General features: G+C 59.7%; 18 protein-coding genes and 1 pseudogene. 9 read left to right on the forward strand and 10 right to left on the reverse strand.

All coding sequences use genetic code 11. The annotated features are described in order from the left end of the window. Positions 1-88 precede the first annotated feature (88 nt). On the forward strand, positions 89-5,104 hold the full coding sequence (locus M1E16_RS20835) for a dermonecrotic toxin domain-containing protein (RefSeq protein ID WP_458128274.1): 5,016 nt from the start codon (positions 89-91) through the stop codon (positions 5,102-5,104). A gap of 6 nt (positions 5,105-5,110) precedes the next feature. Here M1E16_RS20835 and M1E16_RS20840 read toward each other — a convergent pair whose 3' ends face one another. The 6 genes from M1E16_RS20840 to acs all read right to left on the reverse strand — a co-directional run bounded on the left by M1E16_RS20840 (position 5,111) and on the right by acs (position 12,784). Next, positions 5,111-6,091: a GlxA family transcriptional regulator gene (locus M1E16_RS20840; RefSeq protein ID WP_305499333.1), complete on the reverse strand. Its 981-nt coding sequence runs from the start codon at positions 6,089-6,091 to the stop codon at positions 5,111-5,113. 112 nt (positions 6,092-6,203) lie between these two features. Next, positions 6,204-6,968 (reverse strand): ABC transporter ATP-binding protein, encoded by a 765-nt coding sequence (locus M1E16_RS20845; RefSeq protein ID WP_434656278.1) that lies wholly within the window; start codon positions 6,966-6,968, stop codon positions 6,204-6,206. 56 nt (positions 6,969-7,024) lie between these two features. Further along, positions 7,025-7,723: an ABC transporter permease gene (locus M1E16_RS20850; RefSeq protein WP_458128275.1), complete on the reverse strand. Its 699-nt coding sequence runs from the start codon at positions 7,721-7,723 to the stop codon at positions 7,025-7,027. Next, positions 7,720-8,409, reverse strand: coding sequence for an ABC transporter permease (locus M1E16_RS20855; RefSeq protein ID WP_215008046.1), 690 nt, complete (start codon positions 8,407-8,409; stop codon positions 7,720-7,722). The genes M1E16_RS20850 and M1E16_RS20855 overlap by 4 nt, the downstream gene beginning before the upstream one ends. A 90-nt stretch (positions 8,410-8,499) precedes the next feature. Next, complete coding sequence (locus M1E16_RS20860; RefSeq protein ID WP_305499327.1) at positions 8,500-9,273, reverse strand: ABC transporter substrate-binding protein; 774 nt, start codon at positions 9,271-9,273, stop codon at positions 8,500-8,502. A 1,555-nt stretch (positions 9,274-10,828) separates the two neighbouring features. After that, positions 10,829-12,784, reverse strand: coding sequence for an acetate--CoA ligase (gene acs, locus M1E16_RS20865; protein WP_434601607.1), 1,956 nt, complete (start codon positions 12,782-12,784; stop codon positions 10,829-10,831). 420 nt (positions 12,785-13,204) lie between these two features. On the opposite strand from acs, the gene M1E16_RS20870 reads away from it, so the two are divergent. The 4 genes from M1E16_RS20870 to M1E16_RS20885 all read left to right on the forward strand — a co-directional run bounded on the left by M1E16_RS20870 (position 13,205) and on the right by M1E16_RS20885 (position 17,398). Next, complete coding sequence (locus M1E16_RS20870) at positions 13,205-13,468, forward strand: DUF2790 domain-containing protein (RefSeq protein ID WP_305499325.1); 264 nt, start codon at positions 13,205-13,207, stop codon at positions 13,466-13,468. Between the two features lie 489 nt (positions 13,469-13,957). Then, positions 13,958-15,208 carry a ribonucleotide-diphosphate reductase subunit beta gene (locus M1E16_RS20875; protein ID WP_305499322.1) on the forward strand — a complete coding sequence of 417 codons (1,251 nt, stop codon included), beginning with the start codon at positions 13,958-13,960 and terminating at the stop codon, positions 15,206-15,208. A gap of 493 nt (positions 15,209-15,701) precedes the next feature. Then, a complete protein-coding gene (locus M1E16_RS20880; RefSeq protein WP_458128276.1) occupies positions 15,702-16,178 on the forward strand; it encodes an HNH endonuclease in 477 nt (158 codons plus the stop codon). A 227-nt stretch (positions 16,179-16,405) separates the two neighbouring features. After that, positions 16,406-17,398 (forward strand): hypothetical protein, encoded by a 993-nt coding sequence (locus M1E16_RS20885; RefSeq protein ID WP_458128277.1) that lies wholly within the window; start codon positions 16,406-16,408, stop codon positions 17,396-17,398. 46 nt (positions 17,399-17,444) lie between these two features. Here M1E16_RS20885 and M1E16_RS20890 read toward each other — a convergent pair whose 3' ends face one another. Beyond that, positions 17,445-18,140 carry a DUF6933 domain-containing protein gene (locus M1E16_RS20890; protein ID WP_458128278.1) on the reverse strand — a complete coding sequence of 232 codons (696 nt, stop codon included), beginning with the start codon at positions 18,138-18,140 and terminating at the stop codon, positions 17,445-17,447. A gap of 301 nt (positions 18,141-18,441) precedes the next feature. Here M1E16_RS20890 and M1E16_RS20895 point away from each other — a divergent pair, with 301 nt between their 5' ends. Further along, complete coding sequence (locus M1E16_RS20895; protein ID WP_305499305.1) at positions 18,442-18,759, forward strand: helix-turn-helix domain-containing protein; 318 nt, start codon at positions 18,442-18,444, stop codon at positions 18,757-18,759. Between the two features lie 10 nt (positions 18,760-18,769). Here the strand turns inward: M1E16_RS20895 and M1E16_RS20900 are convergent, their stop codons facing one another. Next, positions 18,770-19,816, reverse strand: a complete 1,047-nt coding sequence (locus tag M1E16_RS20900; protein ID WP_434698698.1) for an MBL fold metallo-hydrolase — start codon at positions 19,814-19,816, stop codon at positions 18,770-18,772. Positions 19,817-20,005: 189 nt separating this feature from the next. On the opposite strand from M1E16_RS20900, the gene M1E16_RS20905 reads away from it, so the two are divergent. After that, the gene (locus M1E16_RS20905) at positions 20,006-20,614 is read left to right on the forward strand and encodes a TetR/AcrR family transcriptional regulator (protein ID WP_434572330.1); all 609 of its coding nucleotides are present in this window, start codon (positions 20,006-20,008) and stop codon (positions 20,612-20,614) included. 3 nt (positions 20,615-20,617) lie between these two features. Here M1E16_RS20905 and M1E16_RS20910 read toward each other — a convergent pair. Then, a pseudogene (locus M1E16_RS20910) lies at positions 20,618-20,722 on the reverse strand (LysR family transcriptional regulator); the annotation flags it as partial. A gap of 100 nt (positions 20,723-20,822) precedes the next feature. On the opposite strand from M1E16_RS20910, the gene M1E16_RS20915 reads away from it, so the two are divergent. Continuing rightward, a complete protein-coding gene (locus M1E16_RS20915; RefSeq protein ID WP_458128279.1) occupies positions 20,823-21,533 on the forward strand; it encodes a CTP synthase C-terminal region-related (seleno)protein in 711 nt (236 codons plus the stop codon). Continuing rightward, positions 21,530-21,838 (forward strand): antibiotic biosynthesis monooxygenase family protein, encoded by a 309-nt coding sequence (locus M1E16_RS20920; protein ID WP_458128280.1) that lies wholly within the window; start codon positions 21,530-21,532, stop codon positions 21,836-21,838. The genes M1E16_RS20915 and M1E16_RS20920 overlap by 4 nt, the downstream gene beginning before the upstream one ends. A gap of 270 nt (positions 21,839-22,108) precedes the next feature. Here M1E16_RS20920 and M1E16_RS20925 read toward each other — a convergent pair whose 3' ends face one another. Then, positions 22,109-22,435: a DUF2025 family protein gene (locus M1E16_RS20925; RefSeq protein WP_458128281.1), complete on the reverse strand. Its 327-nt coding sequence runs from the start codon at positions 22,433-22,435 to the stop codon at positions 22,109-22,111. Between the last annotated feature and the right edge of the window lie 191 nt (positions 22,436-22,626).

Raw genomic sequence — 22,626 nt, forward strand, 5'->3', positions numbered from 1 at the left:
GCATTTCAGGCGCTATACATATGTAGTGCCTTTGGCTTGGGAAATTTTGTTCTGCTGGCGCCTTCACTGACTTTCGAAGGCCACCCTAATGCACGAACTTAACACTACAGCCGACACCGGAACCCCGGTCAAATCCCACTATCAGCACGTGCTCGATGCCATCCCGTCCTGGGTGGGCAAGGCCCCCGCACAACAACAGACTGAGCTCAGACAGGCCAAGCCGCTATTTGCTCCCTGGCTGCTCGGCGCATCCGCCTCCCGGCACGCGCAGATGAAGCGCTTGAATACCGCCCAGTGGCGCGCACGCAACGGGCTCGAGGAGCGACTGCAAGCGCTGCAGGACATCAATGCCTTTGCCAAGCCGCTGCTTGAAGCCGCTATCAGGACTCAGTTCGGCTTGACGCTGGACGTCGAGAAAACCCAGTTATGGCTGTACGTACCACTGAATATTCCATGGCTGCCGATCCCCTCCGGTGGCGCACGGACGTGGAAGGTTTCCTTGCTGGATGCTGCTTTGCACAACTTTGAACCGGACGAGGCAAAGCCCGATGCCTACGAACCAGACTCGACCTATGTCGCCGAGACCACGAAGAGCTCGGAGGAAGGCGAGACGGGACGTTTGAAACTGCTGATGTCGGTCAGGCAGCAGATGCCGATTCCGGCATTTATCCAGCTGTGTCGGGAACTGGATATCGGCGGCCAGTACCAGCGTCATCTTCAGCAACAACTGGGCATCGGCGACACCGTTGCAACCCGCGCGCTGCAGCGCCAGGTCAGCGAAAGCCAGGAAGCGGCACTCAAGGCCGCCCTGCACCTGGCGCTGATGAAAAAAGACATCAGCGCGCAAAGCCACTCGCAGGTCCTCGGCCTGCTGGACGGTTTGCCAGGCATGCAGCTCGACGGCCAGCCACTGCGCAGCCATGACTTGAAGATCATGGACGTTGCGCTGACCGGCATAGTGCTGTTCGCCCCGGACTTCGAACAGGCGCAGCACACCGTGCCATTGGTGGCCTATATTCCCGACGACCCCCAAGGCGCGATCAAGGAATACGCCTCTTCTACGCTGTTCAGCTCGGCGTTGACTCAAAGGCTGCGAGAAAAAGACTACCAGCAATTCTTCAGTCGCTTTGTCGGACACCAGGAACGCCCGCTGTTTTTCTTCGAGCTGAACCAGCGGCTGGCTTCCATCCAATGGCACCGACCGGCTCCCGGTGACTCCCGGCCCCCATGGCGAGAGACGCCGGCCGATCAGCCCAACCTGCAATTCAGCGCACAGCTGACTGCAGGCGACCTGATGCGGCACCTCTATCAAGGCAAGCTGAACAAAATCCTCAATGACGCGCGAACCATTGCCGTTTCCACTGCCAGCGCCGACCGCAACGCCCGCTGGAAACGCTGGGATGCCCTGTCCAGGATTGCCAGCGAACTGGTCAGTATCGCCGCGTTCATCGCCACGCCTTTTTTCCCACCGCTGGGCGCCTTGATGCTCGGCTATGCCGCTTACCAACTGCTGGACGATACGTTCGAAGGAATCATCGATTGGGCCGAAGGCTCAAAACAACAGGCTTTCGAGCACCTGATGAGCGTGATGGAAACATTAGTCGAGCTCGGCGGCTTCGTGGTTGGTGTACCGATAGCGGAGGGTATGCTGCGCCAGGCACTGCCAAAGGAATTATGGACCTTCATCGACAACCTGATGCCGGTCACCCGCCCTGATGGCCAGCAACGCTTGTGGTCCCCGGACCTGACACCCTATCACCAGGATATCGAACCGGTCAGCAGCGCCGGCCCCGATCAGCTTGGCCTGCATGAGCACCTCGGCCGAAAGATCCTGAAGCTGGACGCGCAGCGCTTTGTCGTCAGGCAAGATGCTGGCGAAGGCATTTATCAGATCGAGCACCCGGCACGCGTGGATGCCTATGCTCCACAGCTCAGCCACAATGGCGCCGGCGCCTGGCGAACGGAGCTGGACCGCCCGTTGACCTGGGACGACACCACGCTCGTCCGCCGTCTAGGCCCGCAGACCGACGCATTCTCCGACGAGCAACTCCGGCAGATGCTCACTGTCAGCGGCACTCACCCCGATGCGCTGCGCAAATTGCACATCAACAACGAACCGCCACCGCCGCTGCTGGCCGATACGTTGGAGCGCTTCAAGGTCGCCCAGGATCTTCAACGCTTCGTTGACCTGATGGGCAGTGACGATCCGTTGCTCTATCGCCGCGCCGACGTGCAAACCCAAATACAGCTGTTGACCAGTTATGGGCTGCTGCCATCGACGCGGGGGTTGCGCTTTCTCGATGGTGCCGGAAAAGTCGCATGGAGTTATCCGCCCGCCTCGCGCCTGCCCATGATCGACATCCCCGAAGCGCAGATGAACAATGGGGCGATGCTCGATACGATCATCCAGGGCTTGAGCGAACCGGAGATCAAGACGCTGCTGGACGAAGAACCTGGCCTCCCGCCCACCAGCCTCGGCGCCCGAACGGCCCGGTTGCGCCAGCAGATGGCAAAGCTGGCCAATGACAAATGGGCCTCGTTATTCGAAACGCGCTACAGCGCGAAACAGGCCCCCCCTGATCCCGCGGTTCGAAACCTGATGGACCGTTATCAGGGTCTGCCTCGCAGCGTCGCCGAAGAGCTGCTGCGCACCGCCACGGTCGAGGAATACAAAGGCATCGGCGCCCACCGTTTTTCGCCGCGCATCGATGAACTGGCGCGCTGGACCCTGCTGGAAACCCGCACCGTTCGCGCCTACGAAGGCCTGTATATCGACAACCTTGGCGGGGCCGACACTGATCGGCTGGTCCTGCATTCGTTGGATCGATTGCCCAACTGGTCCGCGGAGGTACGCTTGGACATGCGCGCTTATTCCTTCAGGGGCACGTTGCACGACAGCGTCGGAGCCCCCCAGGCAAAAATCGTCAGGACCCTGGTTCGCGGCGACGACAGACGCTATACCCCCTTTGATGATGCCGGTCTCGAGTTGCATGGCCCGACGGATATCTATCAAGGCGTGCTGCAGGCTTTGCCCGATGCGCAACGCAACGCGCTGGGCATCCACATCGGCCAAGGCGAGCGCCTGCGCCAGGCCATCGGCCGCTCCCCGCTGGACCGCGACAGCATGCGAGTACTGCTGAGCAGCGACCCGGTCCGCAAACCCCACTACGACAGCAGAATCATGCGCCTGCCCGGCGGCATGGATGGCTATCGGCCCGGCGCGCCGGCCAGTGGACCGAGCGCTTCACCAACGCCGGAGGAACGCGCGCAAGACCTGTTTCCGACGTTCAATGCAGAGCAGATCCGCAACCTGGTCAGGTCTCTGGAAAGCCGCCCTGCAGGTGCCAACTCGACCTTGGTGGCATTGCAACAATCCTACTCGGCACTGGAGGTGGACCTTTCCCGTTGGGTGAGCGATACGCCGCAACCTGCCGCCGGGACGGGAGTCATCGTGAATCGCAGCGAATACCAGGCAGCCAGACTCAACCGTCAGCGCTGGGCCGAGGAGATCAAGCGATGCCTGCGGCGGGAAACGGAGCTGGATGAGTTTCAAGGCAGCCATACCAGACCCAGCCACGTATTGGAACTGGAAGAACCGATGCCAGGTCCGTTGCCGCCCCTGAGGATGCGCTTCACGCATGTGACCTATCTGCAATTGGCTGGCGACAGCACAACCGAGGGCCTCGTCGAATTCCTGCAGGCCTTTCCCGGCCTCCGGCATCTGGACATCGATGGGATACCGATCCGAACGCTACCGGAGCAGATCACCAGCCTGCCGGATCTGGGCGTACTGACGCTGAACAATTGCCGGATCACTCTGGATGCCAACACCCATGCCGCGCTTTCATCCATGACTCGGTTGCGTGTGCTGGACCTGTCCGATAATCCACTCGGGGGGGCCCCCGATGTAAGCAGGATGGCAGAGCTGCGGCAGTTGAAGCTCAGGAACACAGGTATCGATCAAGTGCCAACAGGGCTTGAAACTCGTCCGCACCTGACCACCGCCAGGCTCGAACGCAACCGCATTATCGACCTGCCCCCAGCGCTGTTCGAGTTGCCGGGCGAGGTCAGCAAGAAGATCGACCTCACCGGCAATCCCCTCTCCCGGGCGGCGCTCGACCGAGTGAAAGCCTACGCCCTGGAAAACGCCGAGCACATGAGTGTCGATGCCCCGCATGAATTGAGCCGACGGGTACAGGCGCTGTACCCGTCACTTAGCCGCAGGGACGCCAATCGATTCATTTTCAGCCTGCCGGGTACGCTCGATGAGGTCCCCGGAGGGCTGTCACGCCTGGAAAGCGAATTGGCCCAGCTCACAGCCGACCTCGAACGATGGCGGCAAGACGTGTTCCTGCCGGATCCGATCGCCCTGACACAGGAACAGCTCAGGCGCAGTGCGCTCAAGGAGAAGCTTGTCGATTGCTGGCAACGCGACTTTTACCAAGACCCCGATGAGCTGCCCGACAGGTTCGCGTTCGCCGGGAACATCCATGGCGCGATGCCCAGGCTCGATGCGCGATTCGAGCACATTACGACAGTCGACCTGCAAGGCGGCGTTGCCACGACCGGAGTGGATGGCCTGCTCCAGTGCTTTCCCAATCTTCAGACCGTGAACCTGGCCGATTTCAACCTGGGACAGCTGCCCGAATCGATATTCAACATGCCCCAGCTGACCGACCTCACCCTGCAAAACTGCAGGATTCGGCTGACATCTGCCGACGCAGGGCGTCTCGCCGGATTGACCGGGCTGGAAGATCTGGATTTGAGCGGCAACCCGCTGGGTACTACGCCAGAGGTCTGGCGCATGACCCGGTTGAAAACCTTATTGCTACCCGACTCGCAACTGACGCGGGTGCCAGAAGACGTTTTCAACATGTCCACGCTGCTGACCCTCGACCTCAGCAATAATCTGATCACCGACCTGCCCGTCGATATCCTCGAAATGAGCGCCGAGACTGGTGAAGACTTCGAACTGGACGGCAACCCGTTATCGGAACAGGGCCTGGGCCTTTTACGAATCCGCTACCAGCAAACCGGCAACGACATGGGCGTGGCCGCGGCCAGGCTGGATGCGCAAGGGAACCCGTTGCAGACACACCGCTAGCAAATCTCAGCCGCGTTCCGACGGCACCGACGACAATTCGAACGGGCTGCTGCTGCGCCGCTGGTTACGATCTTCCCGCGGCGTGGCGCCGAAGAAGTTGCGGTAGGCGCTGGAGAAATGCGGCCCGGAGGAGAAACCGCAGGACAGGCCGATCTGGATGATCGATTTGCTGGTCTGCATCAGCATCTGCCGCGCCTTGTTCAGGCGCAGCTCCAGGTAGTACTGGCTGGGCACGCGGTTGAGGTATTGCTTGAAGATCCGCTCCAGCTGCCGACGGGACACGCACACATGCTGGGCGATTTCGTCGGTGGTCAGCGGCTCTTCGATGTTGGCCTCCATCAGCAACACCGCCTGGGTGAGCTTCGGATGACTGGAGCCGAGGCGGTTCTGCAACGGGATGCGCTGGCGCTCGCCGCCTTCGCGAATGCGCTCGACCACCAGCTCCTCCGAGACCGCGCCGGCCAGCTCGGCGCCGTGATCGCGCGCCAGCACCGCCAGCAACAGGTCGAGCACCGACATGCCGCCGCAGGCGCTCAGGCGATCGCGGTCCCAGTCGAACAAATGGCTGGTGGCGATAACCTTTGGAAAACGCTCGGAGAAATCGTCCTGCCAGCGCCAGTGTACGGCGGCCCGGTAACCATCAAGCAAACCCAACTGCGCCAGCGGATAGACACCGGCGGACAAGCCGCCAATGACGCATCCGGCGCGCACCAGTTGCTTGAGCGCGCTGCTCAGCGGCGAAGCCAGCGACGTCGGCGGCTCGTCGGCTAGCAGGAACAGTTTCTGCAGGCCTTCGAGCTTGCCGGCCCAAGGTTCGCCCGGCAGTTGCCAGGCACCCTCGGCCGGCGGCTCGGCGTGCAAAAACGACAGCTCGTAGACCACGTCCGGATGCACTCGCTGCGCAACACGCAAGGCCTCCTCGGCCAGCGCCAGCGTCAACGCTTTAGTGCTGGGCCAAATCAGGAAACCTATTCGATGGGCAGTCATGGCGAGCGATCCGAAGCGAAAACAGTGTTAAAGCCAAAAGCGGCTGCAACCAAATTAGACCATCTGGCGCGCGGTGCGCAGCATGACCCAAATCAGGTGCGTACGGGAGCGATTACTTCAGGCTGCCCGACAGGAATTGTTGCAAGCGCTCCGATTGCGGATTGACCAGCACTTCGCGCGGGTTGCCGCTTTCTTCGACGATGCCTTTGTGCAGGAATACCAGTTGGTTCGACACCTCGCGGGCGAAGCCCATCTCGTGAGTCACCACCACCATGGTCCGGCCTTCCAGGGCCAGGGCCTGCATCACCTTGAGCACGTCGCCGACCAGCTCCGGGTCCAGCGCCGAGGTTGGCTCGTCGAACAGCATCACTTCAGGCTCCATCGCCAGCGCCCGGGCAATCGCCACGCGCTGTTGTTCACCGCCGGACATGTGGCCCGGGTAGGCGTCCTTGCGATGCGCCACGCCGACTTTGTTCAGGTAATGCTCGGCCTTCTCCCGCGCCTCGGCCTTGGCCACGCCCAGTACGTGCACGGGCGCTTCGATGATGTTTTCCAGTGCGGTCATGTGCGACCACAGGTTGAAATGCTGGAACACCATCGACAACCGCGAACGCATACGCTGCAATTGCTTGGGATCCGAGGCCTTCATGGCGCCGTCCTTGCCTGCCACCAGCCTCAGCTCTTCGTTGTTGAGCAAAATCTTGCCGGCGTGGGGTTGCTCAAGCAGGTTGATGCAACGCAGGAAGGTGCTCTTGCCGGAGCCGCTGGAGCCGATGATGCTGATCACATCACCGGCGGCGGCTTTCAGGGACACGCCCTTGAGCACTTCATGACTGCCATAGCGTTTATGCAGGTCTTGGACTTCAAGCTTGTACATGCGGTCGGTTCTCACAAAACGTCAGTCGTTGAGCAGTCGATCGGATCGATGCGTTATCAGTGCTTGCGCGGGGCCAGGTAACCCAGCCAGCGGCGCTCGGCCAGTTTGAACAGGCGCACCAGGATGAAGGTCAGGCACAGGTAGAAAACGCCGGCCGTGATGTAGGCCTCGAACGGCAGGTAATACTGCGCGTTCACCGTGCGCGCGGCGCCGGTGATGTCAATCAGGGTGACGATGGACGCCAGGCTGGTGGTCTGCAGCATCATGATCACTTCGTTGCTGTATTGCGGCAGTGCCCGGCGCAACGCCGACGGCAGCAGGATCCGGCGGTACAGCTTGTAGCGCGACATGCCCATGGCCTTGGCCGCCTCGATCTCGCCGTTAGGCGTGGCCCGCAGGCTGCCGGCGATGATTTCGGCGGTGTAGGCGCTGGTGTTGATGGCGAACGCCAGGCACGCACAGAACGTCGCGCTGGACAGCCACGGCCAGAGGAAGCTCCCGCGCACCACCTGGAACTGCGCCAGCCCGTAGTAGATCAGAAACAGCTGCACCAGCATCGGCGTGCCGCGGATCACGTAGGTGTAGAGCCAGGCCGTCATGTTGACGATCGGCTGCTTGGACACGCGCATCAGCCCCAGGGGCAACGCCGCCAGCAGGCCGAAGAACAGCGACAGGGCCAGCAGCTTCAGGGTGGTCAGCAGGCCACTGAAGTACAGCGGCAAGGCTTCATAAATGACGTTGTAGTCGAAGATCATAGATCAGCCGCCCTTACGCCTACCGAGTAGCGCTTCTCAAGGTGACGCAATGCCAGCAACGAGACACTGGTGATCACCAGGTACATCGCCGCCACCGCGAGGAAGAAGGTGAAAGGCTCGCGGGTGGCATCCGCCGCCTGCTTGGCCTTGAACATCATGTCCTGCAGGCCCACGACCGAAATCAGCGCGGTGGCCTTGGTCAGTACCAGCCAGTTGTTGGTGAAGCCCGGGATCGCCAGGCGGATCATCTGCGGCACCATCACCCGGAAAAACACCTGGAAGCCGTTCATGCCATATGCCATGCCCGCCTCGGCCTGCCCCTTGGGGATTGCCATGAACGCGCCGCGAAAGGTCTCGGACAGGTACGCACCGAAGATGAAACCCAGGGTGCCGATACCGGCCGCCAGCGGGTTCAGGTCGATGTAGTCGTCATAGCCGAGCATCGGCGCGACGCGGTTGAGCAAGTCCTGGCCGCCGTAGAAAATCAGCAGGATCAGCACCAGGTCGGGAATGCCGCGGATGACCGTGGAATACAGGTCGCCCAGCCACGCCAGCCAACGCACCGGCGAGAGGCGCAACGCGACACCGATCAGCCCCAGGACGATGGCCAGGGCCATGGACGACAAGGCGAGCTGAAGCGTCAACCATGCGCCATCGAGGATGACAGCCCCGTAGCCTTTCAACATGATTCAGGTCCTCGAAAGTGGGATGAAAAAATGGCGCAAACCGCAGAGATCCTGTTGCTTGCGCCATTTCGCCGCAGTGGCGGGACGTGGTTACTTGCCGTAGATATCGAAGGCGAAGTATTTGTCCTGGATTTGCTTGTACTTGCCGTTCTCGCGAATGGCGGTGATCGCGCTGTTGATCTTGTCTTTCAGCGCATCGCCCTTGCGAACCGCGATACCGATGCCGTCGCCGAAGTATTTCTCGTCGGTGAAGGCCGGGCCGACGAAGGCAAAGCCCTTGCCCGCGTCAGTCTTCAGGAAGCCGTCATCCAGCAGCGTGGCGTCGGCCACGGTGCCATCGAGACGACCGGCGGAAACATCCAGGTAGATTTCGTTCTGCGAACCGTACGGCTTGATCTCGGCACCCAGCGGGGCCAGGACTTCACGGGCGAAACGCTCGTGGATCGAGCCGCGCTGCACACCGATGTTCTTGCCCTTGAGCTCGGCCAGGCCGTCGCTCACCTGGGTACCGGCCTTCATCACCAGGCGGGCCGGGGTGTTGTAGTACTTGTTGGTGAAGTCGACGGACTTCTTGCGATCTTCAGTGATCGACATGGACGACAGGATCGCATCGATCTTGCGTACCTTCAGCGCCGGGATCAGGCCGTCGAACTCTTGCTCGACCCAGACGCACTTGACCTTCATCTCTTCGCACAGCGCATTGCCGATGTCGTAGTCGAAGCCGACGATGCTGCCATCCGGGGCTTTCGAGGCGAACGGAGGGTAAGCCGCTTCGATACCGATCTTCAGGGGTTTCTCATCGGCGAATGTCGGCAGGGACAGCACGGACAGTGCCAGGGCGCCAAGCAGCACAAGTTTCTTCATCTTGGAACTCCATCGGTAAAGGGCGAAAACGGCAGAGTGAGCAACAGCCCAATATGCGAATGGGTGGAACGAACTTGCGTCCTAGGAAGCTCACGATTTATCCAACGCGAGCCACGACGAGCGAGTGATCGGCATTCTAACGACAGGCCCGAAGCCGATATTTCTTCAATGCGACAACTAATTACAGAAGCACCGAGAAAGCTGTTCGAGCACATTGACAGCTCCGCAAATTCATGCAAGAGCAAAAGACAGGGAACCGATCCATGCTGCAAATAGCGGGCCCATTATTCGCAAACCCTTCTAATCCGGCAAGCACAGCGTGTCGGCTTGTTTTTCCATCGGTCCGAAACGGCCCTGAAACGGGGCTTTGCGTTTCACTTCGCCCCGTCGTGGCGCCTTCGGTTACACATTTCGAAACACCGGTAACGTTCAGACACCTCCTACTTTGAAGCCCGATATTTATTCAAACCCCTCCCGTGGCGAGGGAGCTTGCTCCCGCTGGGCTGCGCAGCGGCCCCAAAACCAGGCACCGCGGTCGCTCAGGCATATCGCGCCGGCCGGTTGACGACTGCTGCGCAGCCGAGCGGGAGCAAGCTCCCTCGCCACAAAGGCGCCCCAAACCCAGGCACCGCGGCTACTGAGCTACACCCCATCGGCCGACCACCCTATCCATTCAAACACCTAACACCCGTGGCGAGGGAGCTTGCTCCCGCTGGGCTGCGTAGCGGCCCCAAAACCAGGCACCGCGGTCATTCAGGCATATCGCGCCGGCCGGTTGACGACTGCTGCGCAGCCGAGCGGGAGCAAGCTCCCTCGCCACAAAGGCGCCCCAAACCCAGGCACCGCGGCTACTGAGCTACACCTCATCGGCCGACCACCCTATCCATTCAAACACCGAACCCGTGGCGAGGGAGCTTGCTCCCGCTGGGCTGCGCAGCGGCCCCAAAACCAGGCACCGCGGTCATTCAGGCATATCGCGCCGGCCGGTTGACGACTGCTGCGCAGCCGAGCGGGAGCAAGCTCCCTCGCCACAAAGGCGCCCCAAACCCAGGCACCGCGGCTACTGAGCTACACCCCATCGGCCGACCACCCTATCCATTCAAACACCGAACCCGTGGCGAGGGAGCTTGCTCCCGCTGGGCTGCGCAGCGGCCCCAAAACCAGGCACCGCGGTCATTCAGGCATATCGCGCCGGCCGGTTGACGACTGCTGCGCAGCCGAGCGGAAGCAAGCTCCCTCGCCACAAAGGCGCCCCAAACCCAGGCACCGCGCCTACTGAGCTACACCCCATCGGCCGACCACCCTATCCATTCAAACACCGAACCCGTGGCGAGGGAGCTTGCTCCCGCTGGGCTGCGCAGCGGCCCCAAAACCAGGCACCGCGGTCGCTCAGGCATATCACGCCGGCCGGTTGACGACTGCTGCGCAGCCGAGCGGGAGCAAGCTCCCTCGCCACAAAGGCGCTTGTTCCCGAGCCACATCGCGCGGCGGGCGCGCACAAAAAAGCCCCACCCGGCAAAACTGCCAGGCGGGGCTTTGTGTGTTGCACTGAGCGTCAGGCGACGTTCATGGTCTTGTGCGTCTCGATCAGGTGCGCCACCACACCCGGGTCGGCCAGAGTGGAGATATCACCCAAGCCATCGTATTCCGCCGTGGCGATCTTGCGCAGGATGCGGCGCATGATCTTGCCCGAACGGGTTTTCGGCAGCCCCGGCGCCCACTGGATCACGTCCGGCGAAGCAATCGGGCCGATCTCCTTGCGCACCCAGTTCTTCAGTTCCAGGCGCAGGGCTTCGCTGGTTTCTTCGCCAGCATTCAAGGTGACATAGACGTAGATGCCCTGCCCCTTGATGTCGTGCGGCACACCCACCACCGCCGCCTCGGCGACTTTCGGGTGAGCAACCATGGCGCTCTCGATCTCGGCGGTGCCCATGCGGTGGCCGGAAACGTTGAGCACGTCGTCCACCCGACCGGTGATCCAGTAGTAGCCGTCCTCGTCGCGACGAGCGCCGTCACCAGTGAAGTACATGCCGCTGAAAGTCTTGAAGTAAGTATCGACAAAACGGTCATGGTCGCCGTACAGCGTACGTGCCTGGCCAGGCCACGAATCGAGGATCACCAGGTTGCCTTCGGCGGCGCCTTCGATCAGGTTGCCGAGGTTGTCCACCAGCGCCGGCACCACACCAAAGAATGGACGCGTAGCCGAACCCGGCTTCAACGCGGTGGCGCCTGGCAGCGGGCTGATCAGCACGCCGCCGGTTTCGGTCTGCCACCAGGTGTCGACGATCGGGCAACGCTCCTTGCCGACGTTCTTGTAGTACCAGTCCCAGGCTTCCGGGTTGATCGGCTCGCCCACCGAACCCAACAGGCGCAGACTGCTGCCATCGGCACCTTCGACAGCGGCGGTGCCCGAGGCCATCATCGCGCGGATCGCGGTCGGCGCGGTGTAGAGAATATTGACCTTGTGCTTGTCGATCACCTTGGCCACCCGGGTGACGTCCGGGTAGTTCGGCACGCCTTCGAACAGCAGCGTGGTCGCGCCATTGGCCAACGGGCCGTAGACGATGTAGCTGTGGCCGGTAACCCAGCCCACGTCGGCGGTGCACCAGTAGATGTCACCGGGCTTGTAGTCGAATACGCGTTCATGGGTCAGCGCCGCGTACAGCAAGTAACCGGCGGTGGTGTGCTGCACACCCTTGGGCTTGCCGGTGGAACCGGAGGTGTAGAGGATGAACAGCGCTTCCTCGGCGCCCATCTCTTTCGGCGCGCAAACGGTGCCAGCCACTTTCATCAAGTCTTCGTACCAGATGTCACGATGCTGGTTCCACTTGATGTTGCCCGACGTGCGCTTGCACACGATGACTTTCTGGATGCTGCTGGTTTCCGGGTTGGTCAGCGCGTCATCGACGTTGGCCTTGAGCGGGATCTTCTTGCCGGCACGGATGCCCTCGTCGGCAGTGATCACCACTTTCGATTTGCAATCGATGATCCGGCCAGCCAGGGCTTCCGGCGAGAAGCCGCCGAACACCACCGAGTGGATTGCACCGATTCGGGTGCAGGCCAGCATGGCGACCACGGCTTCGGGAATCATCGGCATGTAGATAGTCACCACGTCGCCGCGGTGCACGTCCTGACCTCGCAGGGCGTTGGCGAACTTGCAGACTTCTTCATGCAGTTCGCGATAAGTGATGTTGCGGCTCTCGGAAGGGTCGTCGCCCTCCCAGATGATCGCAACCTGATCGCCGCGCTCTTCCAGGTGACGGTCGAGGCAGTTGTAGGAAACGTTCAAGGTGCCATCGGCAAACCACTTGATGTCGACATGGTGATCATCGAACGAGGTCTGTTTCACCGTGGTGAAAGGCTTGATCCAGTCGAGGCGCTTGGCCTGCTCGCGCCAGAAGCCATCGGGGTTGACGACCGACTGCTGGTACATGGCCTTATAGGTCGCCTCGTCAGTCAGCGTACTGGCCGCAACCTCGGGACGAACGGGATACACAGAAGCCGCACTCATCTTTCTTACCTCGGTGACAATAGTTGTTTTTGTATGGTTCCGTTGTAGCTTGGGGCGGGCCTATAGAACCATTCGACGATGGTAGTAACAAGTCCCTACAAAATGTCGGTACTAACCTGCAAATCCCCCTGAAGATATCTTCATGTGGGAGCGAGCCTGCTCGCGAAGGCGCCCTGGTGAGCCAACATCAGTCCAACGGGTAATCAGCCGATTGTTACCAGATCAACCAACAGTGTTTATCAAAACCAAGTCTGTTTACCCCTCCCCTCGCCTCCTAAAATCAACCCCGCCAACCGGCAAACCCGATTGACGCAACACAGCCCCCACGAAGGCCGTTGATCCAACTTCCAACACTTGCTCCACACGCAGCCTCAAAAAGTCTGCGTGACCCCACTCGACCTCAAGAAAGGTGAAATACAGATGAAAGCTTTATGGGTTCTGGTCCTTGGCAGCCTTTGCGCCACCGCCATGGCGGATGAGGCCCCGACCGATGTCGCACAGCAAAAACCGGCGATCGAGGAGTACACCTACTCCACCCACCTGGACATCGCCAAAGTCATTTCCATGAGCACCATCCCGAATGTCTGCGAAGTGGTCCCGGCAAAAATGGAATATGAAGATTCCAAGGGCCAGCGCCACATCATGCGCTACAGCGTCATGGGCACCGGCTGCTCCAACGGCTGATCACAACTGATAGTTCTCAGGGCCCGATTTCGATCGGGCCTGGTTGTGTCTGGAGCCACCAAAAACCGCCAGCAAACACAACATGTAGTGCAAAACGGCAAAAATCGATCATTTTCTGAGCAAAAAAGCCCGCCATCCGATCCATGCAAAAAAAATCTTCAACGGCCAAAGCCTTGTAAACCCTCGCTCCCATGCGGGTATGCCCCCCGCGACCTCTTCTGTGAGCTATTTCGCCGCACCACGTAGGCAAAAAAGTCCTTATAATGCCGCCTTAAACGGGCCTGCAATATCCCCTTACAGGGATCAAAGCCAACCTGAAGCCTGCGTAACGGCCGACCATGCCGATGCGTGCAAGCCGCTTCAGTACAACCCGTACATTTTTCTGTTTATTGCCTGCGTCAGCTGCTGCAACAAACGACTTTCCAAGATCCACCGCGGCCAGTAGGCCTTTCAATGGGCATCTGGCCCTCACGCAGGAGACGACACGTCATGCTGAGCTGGGACGAATTCGACAAAGAAGACGACGGCGAAGTCGCGGTAAAAGGCGCCAACGCCGGCCACGCTTCTGAAGCCAACATGGACCGCCTCGACAGCGCCGGCGGTGCCGCCGCGCTCGAAGCCCGCGCCGTGACGGCCAGCGACTCGGCCGCGATCATTCGCGCCAAGGCCGCCCTCGACAAACTCGACGTCGCCGAAGGCCTCGCCGAACTCGAAGGCGCCTCCGCCCGTGTCGCCGTCGATGAAAAGCGCATGATCAACTGCCGCGCCGACCTCAACCAGCTCGTGCCTTTCAAATACGACTGGGCCTGGCAGAAGTACCTGGACGGCTGCGCAAACCACTGGATGCCGCAAGAAGTCAACATGACCGCCGACATCGCCCTCTGGAAAAACCCGGAAGGCCTGACCGACGACGAACGCCGCATCGTCATGCGCAACCTGGGCTTCTTCTCCACCGCCGACTCCCTGGTTGCCAACAACCTGGTCCTGGCCGTGTACCGCCTGATCACCAACCCGGAGTGCCGCCAGTACATCCTGCGCCAGGCCTTCGAAGAGGCGATCCACACCCACGCCTACCAGTACTGCATCGAATCGCTGGCCATGGATGAAGGCGAAATCTTCAACATGTACCATGAGATCCCGTCGGTCGCGAAAAAAGCCGCCTGGGGCCTGAAATACACCCGTTCGATCTCCGATCCGAAGTTCGAAACCGGCACCCCGGAAACCGATAAAGAGTTGCTGCGCAACCTGATCGCCTACTACTGCGTCCTGGAAGGCATCTTCTTCTACTGCGGCTTCACCCAGATACTCTCCATGGGCCGCCGCAACAAAATGACCGGCGTCGCCGAGCAGTTCCAGTACATCCTGCGCGACGAATCCATGCACCTGAACTTCGGCATCGACGTGATCAACCAGATCAAGATCGAAAACCCACACCTGTGGGACGCCGAAATGAAGGAAGAAGCAACCCAGATGATCCTGCAAGGGACCCAACTGGAAATCGAATACGCCCGCGACACTATGCCTCGCGGCGTACTGGGCATGAACGCGGCGATGATGGAGGACTACCTCAAGTTCATCGCCAACCGTCGCCTGTCGCAGATTGGCCTGAAGGAAGAGTACCCAGGGACGACCAACCCGTTCCCTTGGATGAGCGAGATCATGGACTTGAAGAAAGAGAAGAACTTCTTTGAGACGCGCGTGATTGAGTATCAGACGGGTGGGGCTTTGAGCTGGGATTGATTCCTAGTCCTCGTTGCAACATCAGCATTTAATTAAAAGCCCCGTGAAAACGGGGTTTTTAGTTTTCTATGGGAGCAAAACTGCGTTTAGCTCTGAGACTGTAACGCTGTCTTTTGCCCTACGCAAAACTCAGAATCGTTCCGTATTGACGCAGTATCGCCTCGTTACCTATCTTAGTCGCAGGTGCCTAAGAAACGCCCAACGTAGTAGCTAATCGCCGAACATAGAACCGCATACTGTCTAAGGACATTTGCATTTCTGTGTGGAGAAGAAGCTGGTTGGGATTTCTTACATCCTCTACGTCGGGCTCGCGCCGCTAACCTTCTAACGTAGAGGTCGTCATGCCCACAAAAACGCAGCTCTGTTCTCCGTGCACCTCGGAGACCCATCATGCCTGATGCTTACATTCCGGCGGTTTTCATCCGTCATAGCCTCCATCTTCAATATCTCTGCGGTCCTTGAGCAAATGGAGTTGCGGCGAATCAACGGCTACATGCCCGCCAAGAATATTGGTGCGGGTGTGGCTCAGCGAATCCGCAAGGTGCTTACCAATAAGGTGCTGCCAGGGACGGCCGAGTCTGCTCCAACCGCCGATCAAAAGACGTTGATCCGCCGGACCGCCAAGCTGCAAAAGAACGGGCTCAAGATCGAACCGTTAGGAAACCCGACCCCGCAACAAGTCAGTACGACTACGACGTCTTACGTTCGGGATCCCAAAGTCTGGGCGTGGGTTGCTGAGTTGGCTAAAGGTGTTTGCGAAGGTTGCGGTCAAAAAGCACCGTTCGAGGTGGATGGTTTGCTGTTTCTTGAAGTGCATCATGTGAAACATCTGGCTCAGAACGGATCGGACAGCATTACTAACGCGGTCGCGCTATGCCCGAATTGCCATCGGCGTTGTCATCTTGCCAGTGATAAAGAGGCATTCACTTTATCGCTGTATAAGAAAATTAGTCGATTGGTCGTTGAGTGACTAACACTCCGTTGGGTTGGGGCTGCTTCGCAACCCAGCGGGAGCAAGCTCCCTCGCCACGGGTTGCTGTCAGGGCACAAGTAGAGGGAAGGCTTGATGGTCGGATTGGGGATTGGGCATCGCAAGCAGGCTCGCTCCCACAGAGTTTTGTGATGTGTTGAAACTTTGGGTGCAGCCCGCCGCGTCCTTCGGTATTAATACACTTCCTCTCACGGACCCGAGCCTCGATGAAATTCGACACTGCCTACTGCCTGAGCCTCGATGCCAAGCTTTCGATCTATGACGTTCGGGATCTTAATTTCGACGAGACCATGGCATTCGACTCGGCCAACGAGCGCTTCCAGTGCCCCAACGATGTGTGTCGGGCGGCGTTCGATGAGGAGAATCGGCTGACGACGCTCAACGCCAAGAACGTCAATTACATCCGCACGCCACATTTCAAGAATCAGCCAACTACCCGGCATATCGAGGGTTGCCCGTATGTCAGTCCGAAGACGCCAGGGTTGGGGCTGGAGAGTGGCGAGGCAGAAGCGGATGACGGCCGTGAAGAGCATTTCCCGTCGGAGCTGTTGCTGACTCGGCGTGAGTACATTCGCAAGCCGTCGGATCAGCCGAAGGATGTTAATGCGACTCGGCCCACGTCGAACCTCCCATCGTCCCACGGCGAAAACGCCCATTCTGCCGAGGACTCGACACCCGACAAGACCAGCGTCTTCGCCCACCCGGTGGAGTGTTTCGTCTCGAATTTCGACAACAAGGATCTGCTCAAACGCATGCCGCTGAAGATTGGCGAGCACACCGCGCCTTACAGTTCCTTTTTCAAGAAGATCGACTTTCTGCTGGATAACAAGGGACTGATCTACTGGGGCAAGATCAAGGAGATCAAGGATTACACCCAAAGCTTTCGCATCGATTTCGAAGCGAAGGTCTGGTTCAAGCAGCCGGACGAGGCAAAAAAGAAGCCTTATTCGGTCAACGTCTACCTGAGCAAGAAGCTGATCGATAACTACCGCAAGCGCAAGGCGTTCCTGGAAGAGATCAAGCACGCCATCGACAGTGATGCGCCGTTGTACTGTTTCTTTTATGGCGTCACGCCGGAGTTGAAGCAGGTGCCGAGCAAGAAGAACCCCGAGCAAACGTTCGGGGTGTTCAGCGCCAATATCGAGAACCTGGATCACTTCCTTATTCGGGAGGCGCCCGGACTGACTGAGTCACTTTAAAAAAGCCAGGGCCTTGATTCGGGCAGCAAATTTCCGGCCTTCAGTTTCATTGCGTATCCCGGGCAAGTTCGCGTTCGTACGCCCAGATCTCCTGTTTCACTTCAATGTGCCGCTCATGTGCTGCCTGGGCCGCTGATTCATCCAGGCCGCCATAACGTCGCAACCAGTGAACAATCATCTCTTCATCCGGGTACTGATAGCCCTTGTATTCCTTACTGCCTCTGGGGACGTCGTTCATGCTGCCATCAAAGCGGCCTGCAGAGACCTCATTAGAGGGTAACGTGCCCCATTCAGCGGCGCAGTCCTCGAACGTCCAGGAAATCTCGTTGATGTGCTTTTGCGCACCGCGATGACCGCGCCTGTAAAAAACGTATTCGCGACAGCTCTCCTGGAAACGCTCCATCATCAGTTCGTCGTCAACCCAGTCAAGAAGATCGTGCAGCCCCGCCTGACGCATCAGGCCATCTATCCATCGTTCGGAAAACCGCCGGATAAAACCTTCGATGTCAGCCTTTTTAGCATCGGCGAAAATCATGCAGTAGCGGGTTCGTACGTGGATGACGAACAACACGTGTTTGCGCTGCACAGTGATCGCATGAACGAGCCATTGTTCGGCAAACTCACCCCCCTCATCGTCGTCGATAACAGGCGATGGTGGTTTTTCCATCGGGGTGATTTTCTTGCCTTTGCTCATACGGCTGAAAAAGTTGCTCGCCGCTTCGGTGCAGTTGAAGATCAACATCTGGGCTCTCGGAAAATGCTGGAAATACTAGGCGTCTTCGGCCCATTCAATCTCGAAGGGTGGCGATCAGCTTCAGAAATCCTTTCACGTAACTCCTCGCCCAGAACCGCCAATTCCTGATCGCTCAGCAGATCATATGCAACCAGCAATCTCAAAGAGTTTCGTCGGGTACTAGGCCACGCACCGAGCACCTGGCCGGAAACGACCGTTGGTCATTGATCAAGAAAATGAGATTGAAGCGGGATCAAAACAACTGTACAAAAACACAGTATTTTTGAATCCACAGCTTTGGAGCACCCCCATGGCCTCTCTCGCAATCAAGACCACCCTGGAACGCATCGCCGTCTATCAATTCACCCCTGCCCACAGCGCACAGGCCCGAGCCATGCTGGGGTGGAGTGTCGAGGAGCTGTCCCGTGAATCCGGCGTCTCGGTCCAGGCCATCCGACGTTTCGAGGCGGGCGGCGAGTTGCTCGATGTCACTCGGCTGGCCCTGGCGTTTCGATTCGAGGCCGAAGGCCTGGTGTTTTTCCCCGGCTTCACTCCTGGGCGCGGCATGAATATCAAGGGCGCGACGCCCAACCCGATGGAGCGGGCGGATTACGCCATGATCGAGTAGCGGCCTGCTCTCACGCCACGCCGGTCTGGTTCTGATAAACCGAGGGCTCCACGTCCAGCCACCAGGCGCGACCCCGTTGCGGTTGCGCCAGGTTGAAGGCCTCGCCCATTTGCGGCGTGGTGATGCTGACGTTGCGCTCCCAGGCCAGGGCCAGAATGCGATCGAAGGGTTCATACCAGGCGTGCATCGCCAGGTCGAACGTGCCGTTGTGGATCGGCAGCAGCCAGCGGCCCTTCAGGTCGATATGTGCTTGCAGGGTCTGCTCCGGCTGCATGTGGACGTGGGGCCAGTCGACGTTATAGGCGCCGGTTTCCATCAGCGTCAGGTCAAAGGGGCCGTATTGCTCGCCGATGCGTTTGAAACCGTCGAAGTAACCGGTGTCGCCACTGAAGAAGATTCGCGTGGCGCCGTCGATCATGACCCAGGACGACCATAAGGTGCTGTTGCTGTCGAACAGGCCACGTCCGGAAAAGTGCTGGGATGGCGTAGCGATGAACTCGATATCGTCCACCTCGGTGCCTTGCCACCAATCCAGCTGACGCACCTTGCTGGCATCGACGCCCCATTTGATCAGGGTGTCGCCGACGCCAAGAGGCGCCAGGAAGTGGCGAGTCTTGGCCGCCAGCTTGAGGATGGCCTGATAATCGAGGTGGTCGTAATGATCGTGGGACAGGATCACCGCTTCGATCGGCGGCAATTCTTCCAGGCTGATGGGCGGCTGATGAAAACGCTTCGGACCGGCCCACTGCACGGGTGAGGCACGCTCGGCGAACACCGGATCGGTCAGCCAGAACTTGTCTCGCAGCTTGAGCAGCACCGTGGAATGGCCGAGGCGGAAGACGCTGTGGTTCGGTGCGGCCAGCAGAGCGTCCCGGGTCAGCGGCTTGACCTCGATGGTGCCTGCGGGCCGTGTGGTTCGCGGCTTGTGAAAAATCATGTTCCAGATGACGCGCAGGGTCGTACCGAATCCTTCGCGCGGAGTGAAGGCATGATTGCGAAACTTGCCTTGCTCATGCCGTGATGAGGGGTTGTCGGTGCGAAACGAGGGAGTGGTCATGGTGCGATAACTCCAAGGGCGTCAACGCAGATGCGCTTCGCCGTCGTGGGACGCTGGATGGCCGCTGCATACACGCTCAGCCGTTTGGCAAATAAATTACACCGCACGGTGTAGTTTCTAGATTGCATGAATCCCGGGAGCAAGTAAACTGCCGAGTGTAAGTTCTCCCTTTCCAGCCGACGAGTGCCCATGACCGTACCGCAACGCCTTACCGAGCGAAAACGCGAAGCTATTCTCCAGGCCGCGATTGCCGAATTCCGCAGCAGCGGCTTCGAGATCACCAGCATGGACAAGATCGCGGCGACCGCGGGGGTGTCCAAGCGCACGGTGTATAACCACTTCCCGAGCAAGGAAGAGCTGTTCGCCGAGATTCTCAATCGGTTGTGGAACAGCATCACGGCGGAACAGCTCACGCCCTACAATTCGCAAACACCACTGCGCGATCAGCTGCGAACGCTGCTCCAAGCCAAACTGCAGATGCTGGCCGACGAGAATTTCCTCGACCTGGCGCGCATCGCCATCGCCGCCACGATTCATTCCCCCGAGCGGGCCCAGGACATGGTTGCGCGCATGGGCGAGCGTGAAGAAGGCCTGACCGTCTGGGTTCGCATGGCCCAGGCCGATGGCCGGCTGAAACCCGTCGACCCGGCATTTGCGGCCCAGCAGATGCACGGGCTGATCAAGACGTTCGCTTTCTGGCCGCAGATCTCCATGGGCCAACCAAGCCTGGCGCCCCATGAACAGGCGCAGGTGATCGAATCGGCACTGGACATGTTCCTCGCCTGCTACCAGCGCTGAACCTCAGTTCAGCCGCAGATTGCGCCCCAGCTCGTCAAACAGCGTCACCACCGAGCGCAACGCGCGGCAATCCGGCCGGGTCAGCAACCAGAGCGCCGTGTCATACCCGGCCAAAGGCTCGCCAATGGGCGTCAGGCGAATGCCAATATTGATTGCGTGAACGCCAATCTATAGTGGCGACCAGGAATCAACAAGCGGCGAGACTCTCATGGAAAAACAGCGTCCCATCCATATCGCCCTGATCGGCGATCATGACCCGCAAATCACCGCCCACCGGGCGATCCCCCTCGCACTTGAGCTGGCTGGCGAGCGAACCGGCTGTGACATCGGTTTCCAATGGCTGGCCACCGATCTCATTGCCGACGACACGTTGCGTGAGGACTTCGATGGCATCTGGTGCGTGCCCGGCAGCCCTTACCGGAACGAAAGCGGGGCCTTGCACGCCACCCGTTTTGCCCGCGAACAGCGACGCCCTTTCCTCGGCACCTGCGGTGGTTTTCAGCATGCCGTACTGGAATATGCCCGCAACGTGTTGGGTTGGGCCAACGCCGTTCATGGCGAAACCTCTCCAGAGGTGGAACGGGCACTGCTGACGCCGCTGAGCTGCGCCTTGATCGAAACCGTCGATAGCCTTCAGTTCGAAGCAGACTCGCTGATTGCCAAGGCGTATGGCCGCCCGACAGCGTTTGAGGGCTACCGTTGCCGTTTCGGGATCAATCCGGACCTTGAAAAAGATTTGCTCGGCCAGCGCCTGCAAGCCGCAGCCCGGGATTCGGCCGGCGACCTGCGAGCGGTGGAGCTGCGCGATCATCCTTTTTTTGTCGCAACGCTGTTCCAGCCTGAACGTGCCGCGTTGGAAGGCCGGGTGCCGCCGCTGGTCAAAGCGTTTGTCGAAGCCTGCGCGAAGAAAATGCCATGAACGGCCATTATTACGCAGTGATCTTCACCTCCCTGCGTACCGAAGGGGACCAAGGCTACGCCGAAGCCGCCGAACGCATGCTGAACCTTGCCCGAGAGCAGCCCGGATTCCTGGGCGTCGAAACGGCCCGTGGCGATGATGGTCTGGGAATCACCGTGTCCTACTGGCGCGATGAAGCAGCCATCCTGGCCTGGAAGCAGCATCCGGAACACCGCGCGATCCGTGAGCGTGGTCGCTCCACCTGGTACAGCCAATGCCATACGCGGGTGTGCAAGGTCGAACGGGACTATGCCTTCCAACGCTAAACCTGATGCCAGGAAACAAAACACAAAACCTGTGGGAGCGAGCCTGCTCGCGAAGGCGGTATGTCAGCCACCGCGATGTTGACTGACCCAACGCTTTCGCGAGCAGGCTCGCTCCCACATTGGTCTTCATTGAACCCAGATATCGGGCTCGACCCAAATCCCCTGTGGGAGCGAGCTTGCTCGCGAAGGCGGTATGTCAGCCACCGCGATGTTGACTGATCCAACGCCTTCGCGAGCAGGCTCGCTCCCACAAGGACATCGTGGCGAGGTTCAACCTCCCACCAACTGCCGCACCGCTACGATTTCCGGCAAGTCTTGGCGGGCCATGTACACCCGCAGCGGTTCGGTAAGGTTGATCCGGTCGTCGATGTTCTGGTCAAGCAGCAGTTGGATTCGCTCGCGCTTGAGCGCCATGGCGCCATCTGCCGCAGGGGTCCAGACGAATTCGCAGGTGGGGATGATGCCGTCGGCGGCCACGTCCATGCCAAAGGAGTCTTCGCTGAAACGCACGATGTAATGGCCGGTCTTGCGATTCAGGCCAACGAAGCCCCTGAGCTGGTCCGCGGCCTGGCAGATGAGTGTCGAAGTGGTGCGCATGGTAAACCTCATGGATGCGTCCCGAGAGACGTCTGATCGATGGTTTACACGCAAGGCAGGCGAACAATGAGGTTTCCCTCTACCGGGGAAACTGGTGACCAAGGGTACTTCAAAGCGACTCGAAAATGCGTGGGAAAATTCCTCTTGCATAGGTCAATGTCGGTATGGCGATAGCGTCCGCAGCGTTCAAT

Source organism: Pseudomonas sp. Z2-11, from assembly GCF_054161305.1.